Origin of the sequence: Variovorax sp. J31P207, assembly GCF_030316965.1 — a bacterium.
Classification (GTDB): Bacteria; Pseudomonadota; Gammaproteobacteria; order Burkholderiales; family Burkholderiaceae_C; genus Variovorax; species Variovorax ginsengisoli_B.
In genome coordinates, this window is record NZ_JASZYN010000011.1 from 75,486 (window position 1) to 92,251 (window position 16,766).

A 16,766-nucleotide genomic window follows, 5' to 3' on the forward strand; every position below is an offset into this window, starting at 1 on the left:
CTCTCCTGGGTTCATGGATCGTCGCAAGCACATGCCTGTGACGCCATCGTGAAAAACCGCGCAAGTGTAATGGGCGGGCCCGCAACGGCTCTCAGAGCCGCTCGATCCGCTGGTCCGCCACCTGTGCGAGTTGCTGGGAGGTGACCTGCTCCGGGGCGATTTCCGCCAATGGCAGCAGGACGAAGGCGCGCTCGGCCAGCCGCGGATGCGGCAGGCTGAGTTGCGGGGTTTCGAGCACCGCGTCGCCATGGCGCAGCAGGTCGAGATCGAGGGTGCGCGGGGCGTTGCGATAGGGCCGCTCGCGGCCGGCGCCGGCTTCGAGGCGCTGCAGCTCGGCCAGCAGCGCGTGCGGATCGAGCCCGGTCTGGAGCGCCACCACCGCGTTGACGAAGTCGGGGCCTCCAGCATCCACCGGTGCGCTCCGATAGAGCGACGAGCGGGCGCTGACGCGGGTGCGCGGCAGCCCGTCCAGGTCGTCCATGGCCCGGAGCACCGTGGCGCGCGCGTCGCCGAGATTGGCGCCGATCGCGACGAAGGCCCTACTGTCCATTCAATCGGCCGCCGCCACGCCGCCGGCCTCGCCGGCACCGCCGCTGCGCGGCTTGCGCCGGCGGCGGCGCTTGCGCGGCGCATCCGAGGCCTCGCCGTCGGGGCGCGGCGCAGTCTCGGCGTCCGCGCGCTCGCCCTCGTCCGGGCCGCTGGCGCGGCGCTCGGCGGACGCCGGGGCCGGCGTGCGTGCCGGCACCCTCTGACGGGTCTTCTTGTGCTGTTCGTCGCGCACCTGGTCCATCAGGTCCTGGCGGCGCAGGTCGTCGGCGGTGCTGAACTCCTGCCACCACTCGGCGATCGCCTCGCCGACTTCGCCGACGTCGGCGCGCAGGCGCATGAAGTCGAAGGCGGCACGGAAGCGCGCCTGCTCGACCAGGCTGTGCGGCGTGCTGCCGCTGCGCTTGTCGAAGCGCGGCTGCATCATCCAGATCTCGCGCATGTCGGCGGCCAGCTTGCCGCGGCCCGACACATCGCCGATGCGGGCATTGAAGACATCGTCGATCGCGTCCTGCAGGGCCGGGAACGGCGCCTGCGGGCGCTGGCCGTGCCGGCCTTCGAGCCGCTGGGCCCAGCCGTCGCGCACGTCGGCCCACAGCACGCAGGCCAGCAGGAAGCTCGGCGCCACCGGCTTGCCTTCGCCGACCCGGCGGTCGGTGTCCTGCAGCGCGGCCTGGACGAAGGGCGTGTCGGCGCGCTCGACCACGACGTCGAGCAGCGGATAGATGCCGGTCGCGAGGCCGAGCTTGCGCAGCTGCGCCACCGTGGCGACCGCGTGACCGGTCTGCAGCAGCTTGAGCATCTCGTCGAACAGCCGGCTTTGCGGCACGTCGGCCAGCAGCCGGCTCGATTCGACCAGCGGCGCCGCGGTCTTGGGCTCGAGCTTGAAGCCCAGCTGCGCCAGCTTGGCCGAGAAGCGGATGGCGCGGATGATGCGCACCGGGTCCTCGCGGTAGCGCGTGATCGGGTCGCCGATCATGCGCAGCGTGAGCTTCTTCGCGTCCTTGATGCCGTTGTGATAGTCGACAACGATCTGGCTCGCCGGGTCGTAGTACATCGCGTTGACCGTGAAGTCGCGGCGCGCGGCGTCTTCTTCCTGCGGGCCCCAGACGTTGTCGCGCAGCACCCGGCCGCTGGCGTCCACGGCGTGCTTCATGCCCGCCAGCTCGCCCTTGCTGGTGCGCTCGTTGCCGGCCACCTGCTCGGCGCCGGCGTTGTCCATGTAGGCGCGGAAGGTCGAGACCTCGATCACCTCGTGCTCGCGCCCGCGGCCGTACACCACGTGCACGATGCGGAAGCGCCGGCCGATGATGAAGGCGCGGCGGAACAGCCCCTTGACCTGCTCCGGCGTCGCGTTGGTGGCGACGTCGAAATCCTTGGGCCGCAGCCCCAGCAGCAGGTCGCGCACCGCGCCGCCGACCACGTAGGCCTCGTAGCCGGCCTGCTGCAAGGTGGTCACCACGTTCCTGGCGCGCTCGTCGACCAGCGCCGGGTCGATGCCGTGGACCGAGGCGTCCACCTCCTGGCGCTTGCCGAAGCGGGCCTTGCCGCTGGAACCGGGAGCGCCGGATTTGCCGAGGAGTTTGTCGATGAATTTCTTGATCATTGGGGAGAGGGCTTAAGCCCTATTCGTTTTCGAGCATCGACCGGATCAGCGGGATGGTGATCGCGCGCTGGGTCTGCAAGGCATAGCCGTCGAGCTGCGCGAGCAGTTCCATCAGGCTGCCGAGGTCGCGGCTGAAGCGGTGCAGCATGTAGTCGAGGACTTCGTCGGACAGCACCACGCCACGGTCGTCGGCCGCCTGGCGCAGCACCGCGCGCCGCTCGGCCTCGCTCAACACCTGCAAGTGGAACACATGGCCCCAGCCCAGCCGGGTGCGCAGGTCTTCGCGCAGCGGCAGGTCGGCCGGCGGCAGGGCGCCGGCGGCGACCACGCCGCGCTGCAGGCTCTGGGCGTTGATGAACCAGTTGAAGGCCGCGTGCTGCTGCACCGCGGTGTAGAGATGGACGTCGTCGAGCAGCACCGCGCCCCAGCGTTCATCGAACTCGGGCGGGTTGACGGCCGCCGGGTCGAGCCAGCCGACGCTGGCGCCCTGCTCGCGCAGCGCGCCGCGGACCGCCTCCAGCAGGTGCGTCTTGCCGCTGGCGCCTTCGCCCCAGAGGTAGGTCGGCACCGGCGAATGGAGGGTGGGCGCGCGCGCGTCGCCGACCCACAGCTGCAGGTGCCGCAGGGCCGGCTCGTTCGGACCGGCGAAGAAGCCCGCCAGCGTCGGGCCGCTGGCGATGCCGATGTCGAGCGCGAGCTGTTTCATGCCTTGGCCGCCGGGGGCGGCTGGGTGGGCGCGGACGACGCGAAGGAAGGGTTCATGAGGGATTGGCGCAGGACACGAAGTGGCAAGCGGGGGCCGGGTCGACCGGCGCCCTTAAAATCGTGGCGAATTCTATCGGCCCGCCCAGATCGGTTGCCGGCCCTCATTGTCCTCCTCCTTCCGCCCTCCCCTCTTCTGCCCGGCCCGACCATGACCTCCAACTCCACCACCCCGCTCAGCTACAAGGACGCCGGCGTCGACATCGATGCCGGCGACGCGCTGGTCGACCGCATCAAGCCGCTGGCGAAAAAGACGATGCGCGAAGGCGTGCTGGCCGGCATCGGCGGCTTCGGGGCCCTGTTCGAGGTGCCCAAGCGCTACAAGGAACCGGTGCTGGTGAGCGGCACCGACGGCGTCGGCACCAAGCTCAAGCTGGCCTTCGAATGGAACATGCACGACACCGTCGGCATCGACCTGGTGGCCATGAGCGTCAACGACGTGCTGGTCCAGGGCGCCGAGCCGCTGTTCTTCCTCGACTACTTCGCCTGCGGCAAGCTCGACGTCGACACCGCCGCGGCGGTGGTCGGCGGCATCGCCCGCGGCTGCGAACTGAGCGGCTGCGCGCTGATCGGCGGCGAGACCGCCGAAATGCCCGGCATGTACCCGGCCGGCGAATACGACCTGGCCGGCTTCGCGGTCGGCGCGGTCGAGAAGTCGCTGATCCTCACCGGCAAGGACGTCAAGCCCGGCGACGTGGTGCTCGGCCTGGCCTCGGCCGGCGTCCATTCCAACGGCTTCAGCCTGGTGCGCAAGGTGATCGAGCGCGCCGGCGCCGACCTGCCCGCGACGCTCGACGGCAAGCCCTTCCGCGAGGCCGTGATGGAACCCACGCATCTCTACGTCAAGCCGGTGCTCGCGGCGCTGGGCAAGCACCCGATCAAGGCGCTGGCCCACATCACCGGCGGCGGCCTGCTCGAGAACATCCCGCGCGTGCTGCCCGAAGGCACGGCCGCCCACCTCCAGAAGGGCAGCTGGCCGCAGACCGAGCTCTTCGCCTGGCTGCAGAAGGTGGCCGGCATCGACGATATCGAGATGAACCGGACCTTCAACAACGGCATCGGCATGGTGGTGGTGATCGAGGCCGCCCAGGCCGCCGCCTGCGCCGCCACGCTGCAGGCTGCCGGCGAGACCGTGCACACCATCGGCGTGATCGCCGAGCGCGGCACCGGTGCCGCCGTGGTCGTCGCCTGAAGCGCCCCGACCGCGTGAGCGACCCCACCGCCGCCCCTTCGCGTTACGTCGTCACGGCGAGCTACCTGCTGATGGCGGCGGGGCTGCTGCTGATCATGTGGCAGGGGCTGCTGCCGGGTTTGCTGTCCGCCTGCATCGGCTACCTCGGCACGCGCTGGCTGGCGCGGGCCTTCGATCTGGCGCTGCGCCGGCGCCGCAAGATCAGCGCCAACGACCCGGCCTGGAGCGCGGCGCCGGCGCTGCCGCGGGTAACGGCGGCGACGCTGGTGATGCTGGCGCCGATCGGCCTCCTGATCCTGGGCTTCTCCGAGGCCCGCGAGTTCGTGCTGAACGCGCCCGACCAGTACAAGGAACTGCTCGACTACATCGCCCGCACAGTGCTCGAACTGCGGCTCAAGCTGCCGCCGGACATCGGCGCCTACCTGCCGGAGGGCTCCGGCGAGGTGCAGCGCATGATCGCCAACTACCTGCGCGGGCAGGCCGGTTCGCTGGCGCTCACCGGCCGCGCCTGGCTCGGCGGGCTGCTGTTCGCCTACGTCGGCCTGATCGTCGGTTCGCTGGCCGCGGTGGCCATCCAGCCGCCCTCGCGCCGGCCGCTGGCGCGCGAGCTGCGCGCGCGCATCGTGCTGTTCGGCGAGGCCTTCGGCCAGATCGTCGCGGCGCAGTTCTGGATCGCGGCCTTCAACACCTTCCTGACCGCCCTCTTCCTGCTGTTCCTGCTGCCGCTGTGGCACATGGAGCTCCCCTACACGCCGGCGCTGATCACCCTCACCTTCGTCGCCGGCCTGGTGCCGATCGTGGGCAACCTGATCTGCAACACGGTCATCACGCTGGTCGGGCTGTCGGTGTCGCCGCTCACCGCGCTGGTCTGCCTGGGCTTCCTGATCCTGATCCACAAGGCCGAATACCTGATCAACGCCAAAGTGGTGGGCAGCCGGACGCAGATGTCGGTCTGGGAGCTGCTGGCCGTGATGTTCGTCGCCGAAGCGGTGTTCGGGCCGGCGGGGCTGGTAGCGGCACCGCTGTTCTACGCCTACCTCAAGAAAGAACTGAAGACGGCGGGCCTGGTCTGATGTCTGAAAGTGATCGATTCCGGTCCGCCACGGCGGGGACGACCAGCCGCGTATCCTGAAAAATTGGGCGCATCATCCACTTTCGTTCCGGAGATGCCCCCATGACCAGCTGTCTGATAGTGATCGACGCGCAGGAGTCGTTCCGCCACCGCCCTTATTTCGACGCGCTCGGCCTGCCGGCCTACCTGGCGGCGCAGAACGCACTCATCCGGGGCTTTGCCGCCGTGGGTGCGCCGATCGTCCGGGTCTTCCACACCGACGGGCCGGCCGTCGCCAGCAACGCCTTCGCGATCGAATCAGGCCATGTGCGCCCGCTCGAAGGGCTCGCGCCCTTCGAGGCGGCCGCCACCTTCACCAAGCGCCGCCACAGCGCGCTGGTCGGCACCGGACTCGACGTCTGGCTGACCCAGAACCGCATCGAGCGGCTGGTGGTCAGCGGCATCCGCACCGAGCAATGCTGCGAGACCACCACGCGCCATGCCTCCGACCTGGGCTGGCAGGTCGACTACGTGACCGAGGCGACGCTGACTTTCGACATGGTGCAGCCCGACGGCCGGCCACTGCCGGCGGCGGACATCCAGGCCCGCACCGCCACGGTGCTCGACGGCCGCTTCGCCAAGGTGTGCAGCGCCGAAGAAGCGCTGGCCCGGCTCGCGGAATCAAGGCCATGAGCACCCGGACGCTGCAGGTCGCGATCCTCGCCTTCGACGACGTCGAGGCCCTGGACCTGGCGGGTCCCTACGAGGTCTTCACGACCGCGTCCCGCATGCACCAGCGCGACGCGGCCGGCATGGCGCCGCCGTTCGAGGTGCATTGCGTCGCCCGCACCACGGCGCCGGTGCGCATGCGGGCCGGCCTCCAGGTGCTGCCGGACCGCAGCTTCGACGACCCGCCCGCGGCAGACGTGCTGATCGTCCCGGGCGGGGTGGTCGATGCCGCGATGGCCTGCGGGGCGACCCGCGACTGGATCGCCCGCGCCAGCCTGGAGGCCCGCATCACGGCCTCGGTCTGCACCGGCGCCTTCCTGCTGGCCGCCAGCGGCGTGCTGCAGGCCGGGGCATCCGTGACAACCCATTGGGAAGACATCGACGACCTGCGCCACCGCTTTCCGGCTCTGGACGTCCGCGAAGGCGTCCGCTGGGTCGACCAGGGCCGCATCGTCACCTCGGCCGGCATCACGGCCGGCATCGACATGAGCCTGCACCTGGTGGCCCGGCTGGCCGGCGAGCCGCTGGCGCTGCGCACCGCGCGGCAGATGGACTTCGCGTGGACCCGGACCCCACCCTGATTCGCGTCGTCTTCGCGCTGCTGCCGCACAGCCTGGTGCTCGACTGGGCCGGCCCGGCGGAAGCGCTGCGCATCGCCAACCAGCTTCGGGCCGCCGCCGGGCTGCCGCCCCGTTTCGAACTGGTGTTCGCGAGCCCCGAGCCCGAATCCGCCAGCTCGGTCGGCGTCCGGCTGGCCGGCCTGCAGCCGCTGCCGTCGGACTGGCGCATGCCGACCTGGGTGGTGCTGGTCGGACTGCCGGGCGAGGCCATCGCGGTCGACAACCCGCCGGCGCGGGCCCTGCTGCACTGGCTGCGCGGCCTGCGGCTCGAGCCCGGCCGGCTCGAACTCGTCACGGTCTGCGCCGGCACGCTGCTCGCGGCCCACGCCGGCCTGCTCGCGGGCCGGCGCGCGACCACGCACCACCACCACCTGGACGAACTGAAGCAGGTCGAACCGCGCTGCGACGTGGTCGCCAACCGTGTCTTCGTGCTCGATGCGCCGCTCTACAGCAGCGCCGGCGTCACCACCGGCATCGACCTGATGCTGCACCGCATCGGCCAGGCCTGCGGCGAGACACTGGCGGCCCGGGTGGCCCAGACCATGGTGGTGGCGATGCGGCGCGGCCCGCAGGACCCCGAGCTCTCGCCCTTCCTGGCCTATCGAAACCACCTGCATGCGGCGCTGCACCGGGTCCAGGACGCGGTCAGCGAGGCGCCGCAGACCGACTGGACGGTGCCGCGCATGGCCGAGGTCGCCCACACCTCGCCGCGCCACCTGACGCGGCTGTTCGTCGAGCACGCCGGCGTCGCGCCGCTGGCCTACCTGCGCCGCCTGCGGCTCGCCACGGCGCAGCTGGCGCTGCAGTCGGGCGCCAACGTCACGCAGGCGGCGGAGTTTTCGGGCTTCGGCTCCGACACCCAGCTGCGCCGCGCCTGGCGCCAGTTCGGACTGCCAGGCTCACCCTCGACGCCGATCTGATCCGGCCGGCGCTGAGCTAGAGATATCCACAGAAGCGAAGAATGTGGCCGTCGGGCTCCCGGATGGCGAATTCGCGCAGGCCCCAGGGCTGGGAAGTGGGGGGTTCGACCACGTCGACCCCGCGCTTCACGTAGGCCGCATGCAGGCCGTCGATGTCCTGCCCGACATGGATCACGATCTCGCCGCGCCACGGGCTGGCCTCGCGCCGACCGCACTGCCAGAGGCGCAGGTAGACCGGGTCGCCATAGCTTCGGTCGCCCTTCTTGACCCGCGCATAGCTCGGCGGCTCGCCCGCGATGAAGTCCAGGTCGAAGCCCAGCACGTCGCAGAAATAGCGCGCCGCGCGCGCCGCATCGGCCACCGGCAGCACCGGCTGGACGCCGTGGAACTGGTGCCGGGTACCAAGGTCGGCCAGCGGCGCCTTGGCGGATTCCATCAGAACTCCGCCCGGCGCAGCGCGGCCACCCGCTCGGCGATCGCGTCGAGGTCGAGCGCGTCCTCGGCATGCGCGAGGTAGGTCTCGAGGTCGCGCACCGCGAACGCGGCATTGCCCTGTTCGGCGTGGGCCAGGCCGCGGTCGCGGTGCTCGCCCCAGGCTTCGGGCAGCAGCGCCACCAGCCGGTCCTGGACCGCGATGGCACGCTGCCAGTCTTCCTGGGCCTGGTGGATTTCCTTCAGGTTGCGCAGCATTCGCCCGATGATCTCGCGCGGCGTCGCCGGCTGCAGGTACAGGCCCAGCGGAACGTCGAAATCGCCGACCAGGCCGTTGCTGCGCTTGTAGGGTTCGAGGCGCTCGCTGAGTTCTTCGCGCGAGAGCGACTTGCCGGTGAAGGGATCGATCACCACCTGCCCCTTCGGCAGCGTGACCTTGAGCATGAAATGGCCCGGGAAGCCGACGCCCCGGGCCTGCAGGCCCAGCCCCTGTGCCAGCTCCATCCAGAGCACCGCGAGCGAGATCGGGATGCCGCGGCGGGTGCGCAGCACCGCATTGAGGTAGCTGTTGTCGGGGTCGTAGTAGTCGTTGACGTTGCCGCCGAAGCTCAGGTCATGGAAGAAGAACTGGTTGAGAGAGCGCAGCCGGTGCAGCGGCGCCGCGTCGGCCGGCAGGCGCCGCTTGAGGCGCGCGAGCAGCTGGTCGACATCGCCCAGCACCTGCTGGACGTCGAGTTCGGGGTATTCGTCCTGCGCCAGGCTGGCGGCCGCCTCCAGCAGCGGGAACTGCTCGTCGCTCTTGACGAGCGATTCGAAGTATTCGAGAGCGGTGGGCGTCGAGAAGCGGAACGTCATGTGGCTTTGTAGAGGAGCGGACGGAGACCGTCAAGGCGCGAGCGAAAACGCGGCGATCAGCGGCGCACGAAGCTGCGCAGCTTGAGCCCGGTCAGCGCCAGCACCGCGAAATAGAGCAGCGCCCCGCCCGCGATCAGCGCCGCCAGCAGGCCGATGCGCTGCAGCCGATGCGCCTGCAGGCCGATCCAGTCGAAATGGCGGTCGCCCCAGAACAGCAGCACGCCGAGCACGGCGGTGGCGAACAGCACCTGGAGCAGGAACTTTCCCCAGCCCGGCAACGGCCGGTAACTGCCGCGGCGCACCAGCCCGACCAGCAGCCACAGCGCGTTGACCAGCGCCCCGATGCTGATCGTGAGCGTCAGCGCGGCGTGCTGCAGCAGCGGCACCAGGAAGAAGTTCAGCACCTGGGTCAGCACCAGCACCCCGACCGCGATCAGCATCGGCGTGCGGGTGTCCTGCTTCGCGTAGTAGCCGGGCGCAAGCACCTTGATCGCCACCAGGCCGACCAAGCCGACGCCGTAGCCCATCAGCGCCACGCTGGTGCGCTGCACATGCAGCGCGCTGAATTCGCCGTTGTGGAAGAGCACCGCCACCAGCGGGCGTGCGAACACCAGCAGCGCCAGGGCGCAGGGCACCGCGAGCAGCACCACCAGGCGCAGGCCCCAGTCCAGCATCGCCGAATAGCGGGCGTCGTCCTTGGCGGCGCGGGCGCTGGCCAGCTGCGGCATCAGGACCACGCCGAGCGCAACGCCCAGCATGGCGGTCGGGAACTCCATCAGGCGGTCGGCGTTGGTGATCCAGCTGACGCTGCCGGTCGCCAGGTGGGAGGCGATCTGGGTGTTGATCAGCAACGAAATCTGGGCCACGCTGACGCCGATCAGCGCCGGCAGCATGAGCCGCATCACGCGACGGGTGGTCGGGTCGCGCCAGGCAGCGCGCAGCGCGCCGAAGCTGGCGCCGATGCGCGGCATCATGCCCAGGCCGCGCAGGGCCGGGACCTGGATCGCCAGCTGCAACATGCCGCCCACCATCACGCCCACGCACTGGGCATAGATCGGCTCGATGCCGAAACGCCTGAACAACGGCGCCCCCCCCACGATCGCCGCGATCAGCGCCAGGTTCAGCAGCACCGGCGACGCCGCCGGCACCGCGAACTTGCGCCAGGTGTTGAGCACGCCGCCGGCCAGGGCCACCAGCGACATGAAGCCGATGTAGGGGAACATCCAGCGCGTCATGACCACCGCGGCGTCGAAGCCCTGCGGGTTCTTCTGCAGGCCGCTGGCCATGGCCCAGACCATCAGCGGCGCGCCGACGACGCCCAGCGCGCAGACCACCACCAGGGTCCAGGTCAGCAGGGTCGCCACGTGGTCGACCAGCGCCTTGGCGCCGGCGTCGCCGTGTTCGGTCCGGGAGGCGGCCAGCACCGGCACGAAGGCCTGGCTGAAGGCGCCCTCGCCGAACACCCGCCGGAACAGGTTCGGGATGCGGAAGGCGACGTAGAAGGCGTCGGTCATCGCGCTGACGCCGAACACCGAGGTCATGAGGACGTCGCGGATGAGGCCGGTCACCCGGGAGGCGAGCGTCAGGAGCGAGACGGTGGAGGCGGATTTGAACAGGGACACGGGGCAGAAGTGTAGGCGCCCGCGCGTGCTCTCCCGGCGGCTGGCGGCGGTTTGGCGCAACTCGCCTATAATGGAGGGCTTTGCTGCATCATCCCCAGACCCTCAAGGAACACTGAATATGGCATCCGCCAAGCCCAAGAAGAAGAACCCGCGCCTCGCGTCGGGCCGTAAACGCGTCCGCCAGGACGTCAAGCTCAACGCCGCGAACACCTCGCTGCGTTCGAAATACCGCACCGCCGTGAAGAATGTCGAGAAGGCCGTGCTGGCCGGCGACAAGACCAAGGCGGCAGAAGCCTTCGCGAAGGCCCAGAGCATCGTCGACACCGTCGCCGACAAGGGCATCTTCCACAAGAACAAGGCCGCTCGCGACAAGAGCCGCCTGTCGGCCAAGGTCAAGGCCCTGGCCCTCGCCCCTGAAAAGGCAGTCGCCGCCTGACGCTATCAGGCAAACAGCCCGGATTGGTTCGCCGATCCGCCGTTTGATCGGGGTGCGCTGCAGCAAAGTGAAAAACCGCCTTCGGGCGGTTTTTTCATGGGCGTTCGATTCAGGCGGAGGTCTTGGGCAGGGTCGGCGCGTCGGGCACCAGGCAGGCCTCGGCCACCTGCAAGCCGTTGTCCTTGGCGAAGTTGACGCAGAAATCCCAGGCCATCGGCTCGAAATCGCGCAGTTCGCGGTTCACCACCACGCACTTGATGCCGTTGATCACGGTCGGCACGCACCAGGGCGAATAGTTCAGGTGGCTGCCGGGCTGCGGGCCGCCGGGGCGGAACGAGCACATCACGCCCGCCAGTCGCTCGGCCCAGTCGCTGGGACGAAAAGTGCGGCCATCCTGGGTGATTCCCTGAATGAAGATTTCTTTGGCGTTTGGAGAGACCATCTGTTGGCGAGAGAAAAGCGCGAGCAGTTGCTGCGCCGCACAAGATTCTATCCGGGGGTCCCCCGGGCGACACGCCTGGGGGCATTGCTGTGATGCGCAATCCTCACTGAACTGTCGCGACCGGCCGCCTAGAATCCGCGTTCCCTTTTCCGGAGATCCGCATGAGCGCCAATGCCGCCCCCTCGTCGCCCCACGTCATGAACACCTACGGTCGCCTGCCGATCGCGCTGTCGCACGGCCAGGGCTGCCGAGTCTGGGACACCAACGGCCGTGCCTACCTCGACGGCCTGGGCGGCATCGCGGTCAACACGCTGGGCCACAACCACCCCGAACTGGTGCCCGCGCTGCAGGACCAGATCGCCAAGCTGATCCACAGCTCCAACTACTACCATGTGCCGGGACAGGAGCAGCTGGCGACCAAGCTGACCGAGCTGTCGGGCCTGACCAACGCCTTCTTCTGCTGCACCGGCCTGGAGGCCAACGAGGCCGCGCTCAAGCTGGCGCGCAAGTTCGGCCATGACAAGGGCATCGAGCGGCCCGAGATCGTGGTCTACGAGGCCGCGTTCCATGGCCGCAGCATCGCCACGCTGTCGGCCACCGGCAATCCCAAGGTGCAGCAGGGCTTCGGCCCGCTGGTCGAGGGTTTCATCCGCGTGCCGCTGAACGACATCGACGCGCTCAAGAAGGCCACCGAGGGAAATCCGAACGTGGTCGCCGTGTTCTTCGAGACCATCCAGGGCGAAGGCGGCATCCATCCGATGCGCTGGGAATACCTGCGCCAGGTGCGCGCGCTCTGCGACCAGCGCGACTGGCTCATGATGATCGACGAAGTGCAATGCGGCATGGGCCGCACCGGCAAGTGGTTCGCCCACCAGTGGGCGGGCATCAAGCCGGACGTGATGCCGCTGGCCAAGGGCCTGGGCTCGGGCGTGCCGATCGGCGCGGTGGTCGCCGGCCCGCGCGCCGCCCACATCTTCGGCCCGGGCAACCATGGCACCACCTTCGGCGGCAACCCGCTGGCCATGCGCGCCGGCATCGAGACCATCCGGATCATGGAAGAGCAGAACCTGCTCGAGAACGCCGCCACCGTCGGCGCCCACCTGAAGGCGGCGCTGGAGCGCGAATTCGCTGGCCTGGCCGGCGTGAAGGAAATCCGCGGCCAGGGCCTGATGCTGGGCATCGAGCTCGACCGTCCCTGCGGCGTGATCCTCGGCCGCGCCTGCGACGCCGGCCTGCTGCTGAGCGTCACGGCCGACAGCGTGATCCGGCTGGTGCCGCCGCTGATCCTCAGCATCGCCGAAGCCGACGAGATCGTGGCGATCCTGGCGCCGCTGGTGAAGGCCTTCCTCGCGGAGCCTCAACCATGAACACGACCGCGATCCGGCACTACCTGCAATTCTCGGATTTCGATGCCGGCGACTACGCCCACCTGTTCGCGCGCGCGGCGCTGATCAAGAAGAAGTTCAAGGCCTACGAGAAGCACCAGCCGCTGGTCGACCGCACGCTGGCGATGATCTTCGAGAAGGCCTCGACACGCACCCGCGTGAGCTTCGAGGCCGGCATGTACCAGCTCGGCGGCAGCGTGGTGCACCTCACCACCGGCGACAGCCAGCTGGGCCGCGCCGAGCCGATCGAGGACAGCGCCAAGGTCATCAGCCGGATGGTCGACCTGGTGATGATCCGCACCTACGAGCAGACCAAGATCGAGGCCTTCGCGGCCCATTCGCGGGTGCCGGTCATCAACGGCTTGACCAACGAGTTCCACCCCTGCCAGATCCTGGCCGACATCTTCACCTTCATCGAGCACCGCGGCTCGATCGCGGGCAAGACCGTGGCCTGGGTCGGCGACGGCAACAACATGGCCAATACCTGGCTGCAGGCCAGCGAGATCCTGGGCTTCAAGGTGCACGTCAGCACGCCGAGCGGCTACGAAGTCGACCAGTCGGTCGCCGGGCTGCGCTCGAGCGCCAGCTACCAGGTCTTCAAGGACCCGATGGAAGCCTGCCGCGGCGCCGACCTGGTGACCACCGACGTCTGGACCAGCATGGGCTACGAGGCCGAGAACGAGACCCGCCGCGCCGCCTTCGCCGACTGGTGCGTCGACACCGAGATGATGCGCGTGGCCCAGCCCGATGCGCTCTTCATGCACTGCCTGCCGGCGCACCGCGGCGAGGAGGTCGAGGCCGACGTGATCGACGGCCCGCAGTCGGTGGTCTGGGACGAGGCCGAGAACCGGATGCACGTGCAGAAGGCGCTGATGGAATTCCTGCTCCTCGGGCGCGTGGGTTGACTGGCCCCCACGCTCCCCCACTGCGTGTGGGTCGCTGCCCCCCGAGGGGGCCGCAGGCCGCCTTGGGGCGGCCCGGCGCCGGCCTGACCGCTCACACCCCGCGCTGCGCCTGAGCCGCTTCTCTCGCGGCGCGCCGCAGGCAGTCGATGAACACCCGCGCGGCCGGCGTCAGCGCCTGGCTGTCGCGCACCAGCAGCGAAATCCGCAACGTGGCCAACGGCGGGCCGGGCAGCGGCAGCCGCACCAGGCCGCTCGACATGGCCTGCCCGCTGACGAGGCTGCCCGACAGCAGGGCCAGGGCGTCGGTCTGGTACAGCAGCATCAGCGCCATGTGGGTCGACTGGCAGGCAATGACGTCGGTGGGCGCCGCGGTCCGCCGGGCCGCGAAGAGGCGCTGCAGCAGCACCCGTCCATAGCCCGGCACCAGCCACAGGCAGTCCTGAAGGCTGGACAGCGAGCGGGCACTGGCCTGCGGATGGCCCTGCCGTGCGACGACGATCAGCGGGTGCTCCAGCAGCACCTCGTGCACCAGGCCGTCGTGGGCCACTTCACCCGATTCGCTGATCACCGCGAAGTCGTAGTCGCCGCCATGCCAGCGCTCGTCGGTGCTGGGCCAGGTCAGCTCCTGCAGTTCCAGCGCCACGCCCGGCCGCCGGCCGCGGAAGTCGGTCAGCGCCGCCGGCAGCAACTGGGCCGCCGTCGAGCTGAAGGCGATCGACAGCCGGCCGCCGGTGCCATCGCGCAATTCGGCGATTTCTTCCTGCGTGCGTCGCACTTCATTGAACAGCAGGTGACTGCGCCGCAGCAGGGCCGCGCCGATCTCGGTCGGCGCCACGCCCTTGACGCTGCGGGCGAACAGATGGGCGCCGACGCCGCGCTCGAGTTCGCGCACCGCGTGGGTCACGGCCGGCTGCGTGAGTCCCAGCCGGCGCGCCGCCGAACGGATGCTGCCGGCCTCGGCGACCGCACGAAAGATCTCGAGCTGGCGAAGGCTAGGGTACGGGGCAGCCGCGAAGGCAGAGGGCGCAGGGCTATCAATCGGATTGATCATCAACAAAAAATCTCTGTCTTTTATTTATACGGTTGCTTTTCTACAGTGGAGGCTCTTCCCTAGCAAGCCTTTCACGAGGAACCCCGATGACATCCGTTCTCCCCCGCTGGGGCCGCCGCGCGGCCCTGCTCACACTGGGCCTCGCGGCCGCCTTGACCGCCCAGGCCGAAACCAGGCCGCCGGTGCGCATCGTGGTCGGCTTCGCCGCCGGCGGCGGCATCGACACGACTGCCAGAATCCTTGCCGAAGGCATGGGACAGGCGCTGGGCCAGACCTTCGTGGTGGAGAACCGGCCGGGTGCCGGCGGCCTGATCGCCGCCCAGGTCCTGAAGGCCGCGCCGGCGGACGGCACCACGCTGATGCTGACCAACGATCACACCGTCGCGATCCTGCCGCACACGCTGAAGAACCCGGGGTTCGACACCGCCCGGGACTTCGCACCGGTCGCCGTCGTCAGCGACAAGATCGTGTTCGCCTTGGCCACGCATCCCGGCACGGGCATCACGCGGCTCAAGGACATCAGCGCCTGGGCCCATCAGCATCCGGGCCAGGCCAACTTCGGCGTGCCGGCGCCGGGCAGCATGCCCGAGTTCGCGGTCGGCCTGCTGGCGAAAGGACTGCAGATCGACGCGGCGCCGGCGGCCTATCGCGGCGGCTCGCCGCTCGTGACAGATCTCGCGGCGGGCCAGATTCCCTTCGGCGTCACCTCGACCTTCGAACTGATGCCGTTCGCCAAGGCCGAGAAGGTCCGCTTCCTGGCCGTCTCGGGCAGCGCACGGCACCCGGACCTGCCCGACGTGCCGACCTTCGCCGAACTCGGCATCAAGGGCCTCGAACTGTCCAACGTGGCCGGCCTCTATGCCCCGGCCGGCACGCCGCCCGCCGTGATCGCACGCTACAGCGAGGCGGTGCGCACCACGTTGGCTTCCGCCAAGACCCGGGAACGCCTTCAGGCCCTGGGTTCGACACCGAACTACGGCGGGCCCGACGCGCTGGCCCAGAGCATCCAGCGCATCTCCGACGCCTGGGGCCCCGTGATCCGCCAGTCCGGCTACCAACCGCAGTGAGAAACCCATGCAAGACCACATCCTCATGAACGACGGCGCCGTGCAAAGCTGCTTTTCGGCCGACTATGCCGAAGCCCGCACCAAGTTCATCGCCGCCGCCCAAGGCGCCGGCGCCCATCTCGAACATCGGGTGCTCGAAGGCATCGCCGGTGCGCTGGGCGAAACCCTTGCGACCGACGTGGCGCTGCTCGGCACGGCCGACGCCGAATCGCTGGTGGTGCTCAGTTCGGGCGTCCACGGCGTCGAAGGCTTCTGCGGCTCGGGCTGCCAGGTGGCGCTGCTGCGCGATCCGGCCCTGCTGGGCCTGGCGCGCGAGCGCGGCGTGGCCCTGCTGCTGATCCACGCGGTCAATCCCTATGGCTTCTCGCACCGGCGCCGCACCAACGAGGACAACATCGACCTGAACCGCAACTTCATCGACTTCGCGCAGCCCACGCGCAACCCGGCCTATGCCGAGCTGCACGAGCTCATGCTGCCGCTGCAATGGCCGCCCACGGAAGACAACGCGCGCAGCATTGCAGGCTACATTGCCCGCCACGGCGAGACGGCCTTCCGTGAAGCCGTGACCACCGGCCAGTCCGAGTTCGCCGACGGGTTGTTCTATTCGGGCACCGCGCCGAGCTGGAGCAACCGCACGCTGCGGGCCATCCTGCGTTCGCATGCCGCGCAGCGCCGGCGCATCGCCTGGATCGACGTCCATACCGGCCTCGGCCGCTGCGGCCATGGCGAGAAGATCCATGCCGGGCTGCCGGGCACCACCGACAACCTGCGCGCCACGCGCGCCATCTGGGGCGCGGACGTCGTCGCCGCCTGGGAAGGCGATTCGGCGTCCCGCCAGGTGGTGGGCCATGCGGTGAGCGCGGTCTTTGCCGAGTGTCCGCAGGCCGAGAGCGTCGGCATCGCGCTCGAATACGGCACCCGCAAGGCCACCGCCATGGAGGCCCTGCGCGCCGAACACTGGCTGCACCGCCATCCGGACGCGGCGAGCACCGAGCAGCGCGCCGCCATCAAGCAGGACCTGCACGATGCCTTCTACGTGGACGACGACGAATGGCGCGGCATGATCGCGGGCCAGTGCCGCACGGCGCTGCTGCAGGGCGTCCTGGCGCTCGGACGCTGAAGCGACCCGCCTGCTGGCGGGCTCG

Annotated in this window: 18 protein-coding genes; 10 read left to right on the forward strand and 8 right to left on the reverse strand. The window is 69.7% G+C overall.

The genetic code is table 11. The features are described 5' to 3' along the window. Positions 1 to 91: 91 nt before the first annotated feature. The 3 genes from folK to hda are packed head-to-tail and all read right to left on the reverse strand — an operon-like array spanning position 92 to position 2,858. Entirely contained in the window at positions 92 to 550 is a 459-nt protein-coding gene (gene folK / locus QTI68_RS29760) for a 2-amino-4-hydroxy-6-hydroxymethyldihydropteridine diphosphokinase (RefSeq protein ID WP_286526789.1), read from the reverse strand. Continuing rightward, positions 551 to 2,152, reverse strand: coding sequence for a polynucleotide adenylyltransferase PcnB (pcnB, locus tag QTI68_RS29765; RefSeq protein WP_286526790.1), 1,602 nt, complete (start codon positions 2,150 to 2,152; stop codon positions 551 to 553). A gap of 19 nt (positions 2,153 to 2,171) precedes the next feature. Next, entirely contained in the window at positions 2,172 to 2,858 is a 687-nt protein-coding gene (hda, locus tag QTI68_RS29770) for a DnaA regulatory inactivator Hda (protein ID WP_286526791.1), read from the reverse strand. A 207-nt stretch (positions 2,859 to 3,065) separates the two neighbouring features. On the opposite strand from hda, the gene purM reads away from it, so the two are divergent. The 5 genes from purM (at position 3,066) to QTI68_RS29795 (ending at position 7,426) form a co-directional block, all read left to right on the forward strand. Beyond that, positions 3,066 to 4,106, forward strand: coding sequence for a phosphoribosylformylglycinamidine cyclo-ligase (gene purM, locus QTI68_RS29775; RefSeq protein WP_286526792.1), 1,041 nt, complete (start codon positions 3,066 to 3,068; stop codon positions 4,104 to 4,106). A gap of 71 nt (positions 4,107 to 4,177) precedes the next feature. Beyond that, entirely contained in the window at positions 4,178 to 5,179 is a 1,002-nt protein-coding gene (locus QTI68_RS29780; protein ID WP_286526932.1) for an AI-2E family transporter, read from the forward strand. Between the two features lie 101 nt (positions 5,180 to 5,280). Beyond that, positions 5,281 to 5,850 carry an isochorismatase family protein gene (locus tag QTI68_RS29785; protein WP_286526793.1) on the forward strand — a complete coding sequence of 190 codons (570 nt, stop codon included), beginning with the start codon at positions 5,281 to 5,283 and terminating at the stop codon, positions 5,848 to 5,850. Beyond that, entirely contained in the window at positions 5,847 to 6,467 is a 621-nt protein-coding gene (locus QTI68_RS29790) for a DJ-1/PfpI family protein (RefSeq protein WP_286526795.1), read from the forward strand. The genes QTI68_RS29785 and QTI68_RS29790 overlap by 4 nt, the downstream gene beginning before the upstream one ends. Continuing rightward, the gene (locus QTI68_RS29795; RefSeq protein ID WP_286526796.1) at positions 6,446 to 7,426 is read left to right on the forward strand and encodes a GlxA family transcriptional regulator; all 981 of its coding nucleotides are present in this window, start codon (positions 6,446 to 6,448) and stop codon (positions 7,424 to 7,426) included. Before QTI68_RS29790 ends, QTI68_RS29795 begins: the two co-directional genes overlap by 22 nt. 16 nt (positions 7,427 to 7,442) lie before the next feature. On the opposite strand, the gene QTI68_RS29800 is transcribed toward QTI68_RS29795, so the two are convergent. Genes QTI68_RS29800 through murJ form a run of 3 tightly spaced genes read right to left on the reverse strand, consistent with a single transcriptional unit; the run spans position 7,443 to position 10,335 of the window. Next, complete coding sequence (locus QTI68_RS29800) at positions 7,443 to 7,862, reverse strand: bleomycin resistance protein (protein ID WP_286526797.1); 420 nt, start codon at positions 7,860 to 7,862, stop codon at positions 7,443 to 7,445. Next, entirely contained in the window at positions 7,862 to 8,713 is an 852-nt protein-coding gene (locus tag QTI68_RS29805; protein WP_286510069.1) for a SirB1 family protein, read from the reverse strand. The genes QTI68_RS29800 and QTI68_RS29805 overlap by 1 nt, the downstream gene beginning before the upstream one ends. 56 nt (positions 8,714 to 8,769) lie before the next feature. Next, positions 8,770 to 10,335 (reverse strand): murein biosynthesis integral membrane protein MurJ, encoded by a 1,566-nt coding sequence (murJ, locus tag QTI68_RS29810; RefSeq protein WP_286526798.1) that lies wholly within the window; start codon positions 10,333 to 10,335, stop codon positions 8,770 to 8,772. 118 nt (positions 10,336 to 10,453) lie between these two features. Here murJ and rpsT point away from each other — a divergent pair, with 118 nt between their 5' ends. Then, positions 10,454 to 10,771, forward strand: coding sequence for a 30S ribosomal protein S20 (rpsT, locus tag QTI68_RS29815; protein WP_286526799.1), 318 nt, complete (start codon positions 10,454 to 10,456; stop codon positions 10,769 to 10,771). Between the two features lie 109 nt (positions 10,772 to 10,880). Here the strand turns inward: rpsT and QTI68_RS29820 are convergent, their stop codons facing one another. Continuing rightward, the gene (locus QTI68_RS29820; protein ID WP_286526800.1) at positions 10,881 to 11,213 is read right to left on the reverse strand and encodes a DUF3579 domain-containing protein; all 333 of its coding nucleotides are present in this window, start codon (positions 11,211 to 11,213) and stop codon (positions 10,881 to 10,883) included. A 161-nt stretch (positions 11,214 to 11,374) separates the two neighbouring features. Between QTI68_RS29820 and QTI68_RS29825 the strand changes: the two genes are divergently transcribed. Together QTI68_RS29825 and argF are read left to right on the forward strand one after the other, a co-directional pair. After that, positions 11,375 to 12,580 carry an aspartate aminotransferase family protein gene (locus QTI68_RS29825; protein ID WP_286526801.1) on the forward strand — a complete coding sequence of 402 codons (1,206 nt, stop codon included), beginning with the start codon at positions 11,375 to 11,377 and terminating at the stop codon, positions 12,578 to 12,580. Beyond that, positions 12,577 to 13,503 (forward strand): ornithine carbamoyltransferase, encoded by a 927-nt coding sequence (gene argF, locus QTI68_RS29830; protein WP_286526802.1) that lies wholly within the window; start codon positions 12,577 to 12,579, stop codon positions 13,501 to 13,503. Before QTI68_RS29825 ends, argF begins: the two co-directional genes overlap by 4 nt. A gap of 91 nt (positions 13,504 to 13,594) precedes the next feature. Here the strand turns inward: argF and QTI68_RS29835 are convergent, their stop codons facing one another. Then, positions 13,595 to 14,554: a LysR family transcriptional regulator gene (locus tag QTI68_RS29835; protein ID WP_286526803.1), complete on the reverse strand. Its 960-nt coding sequence runs from the start codon at positions 14,552 to 14,554 to the stop codon at positions 13,595 to 13,597. Positions 14,555 to 14,640: 86 nt separating this feature from the next. On the opposite strand from QTI68_RS29835, the gene QTI68_RS29840 reads away from it, so the two are divergent. Further along, positions 14,641 to 15,621, forward strand: coding sequence for a Bug family tripartite tricarboxylate transporter substrate binding protein (locus tag QTI68_RS29840; RefSeq protein ID WP_286526804.1), 981 nt, complete (start codon positions 14,641 to 14,643; stop codon positions 15,619 to 15,621). A 7-nt stretch (positions 15,622 to 15,628) separates the two neighbouring features. Further along, positions 15,629 to 16,741, forward strand: a complete 1,113-nt coding sequence (locus tag QTI68_RS29845; RefSeq protein WP_286526805.1) for a M14 family metallopeptidase — start codon at positions 15,629 to 15,631, stop codon at positions 16,739 to 16,741. Positions 16,742 to 16,766: the final 25 nt, after the last annotated feature.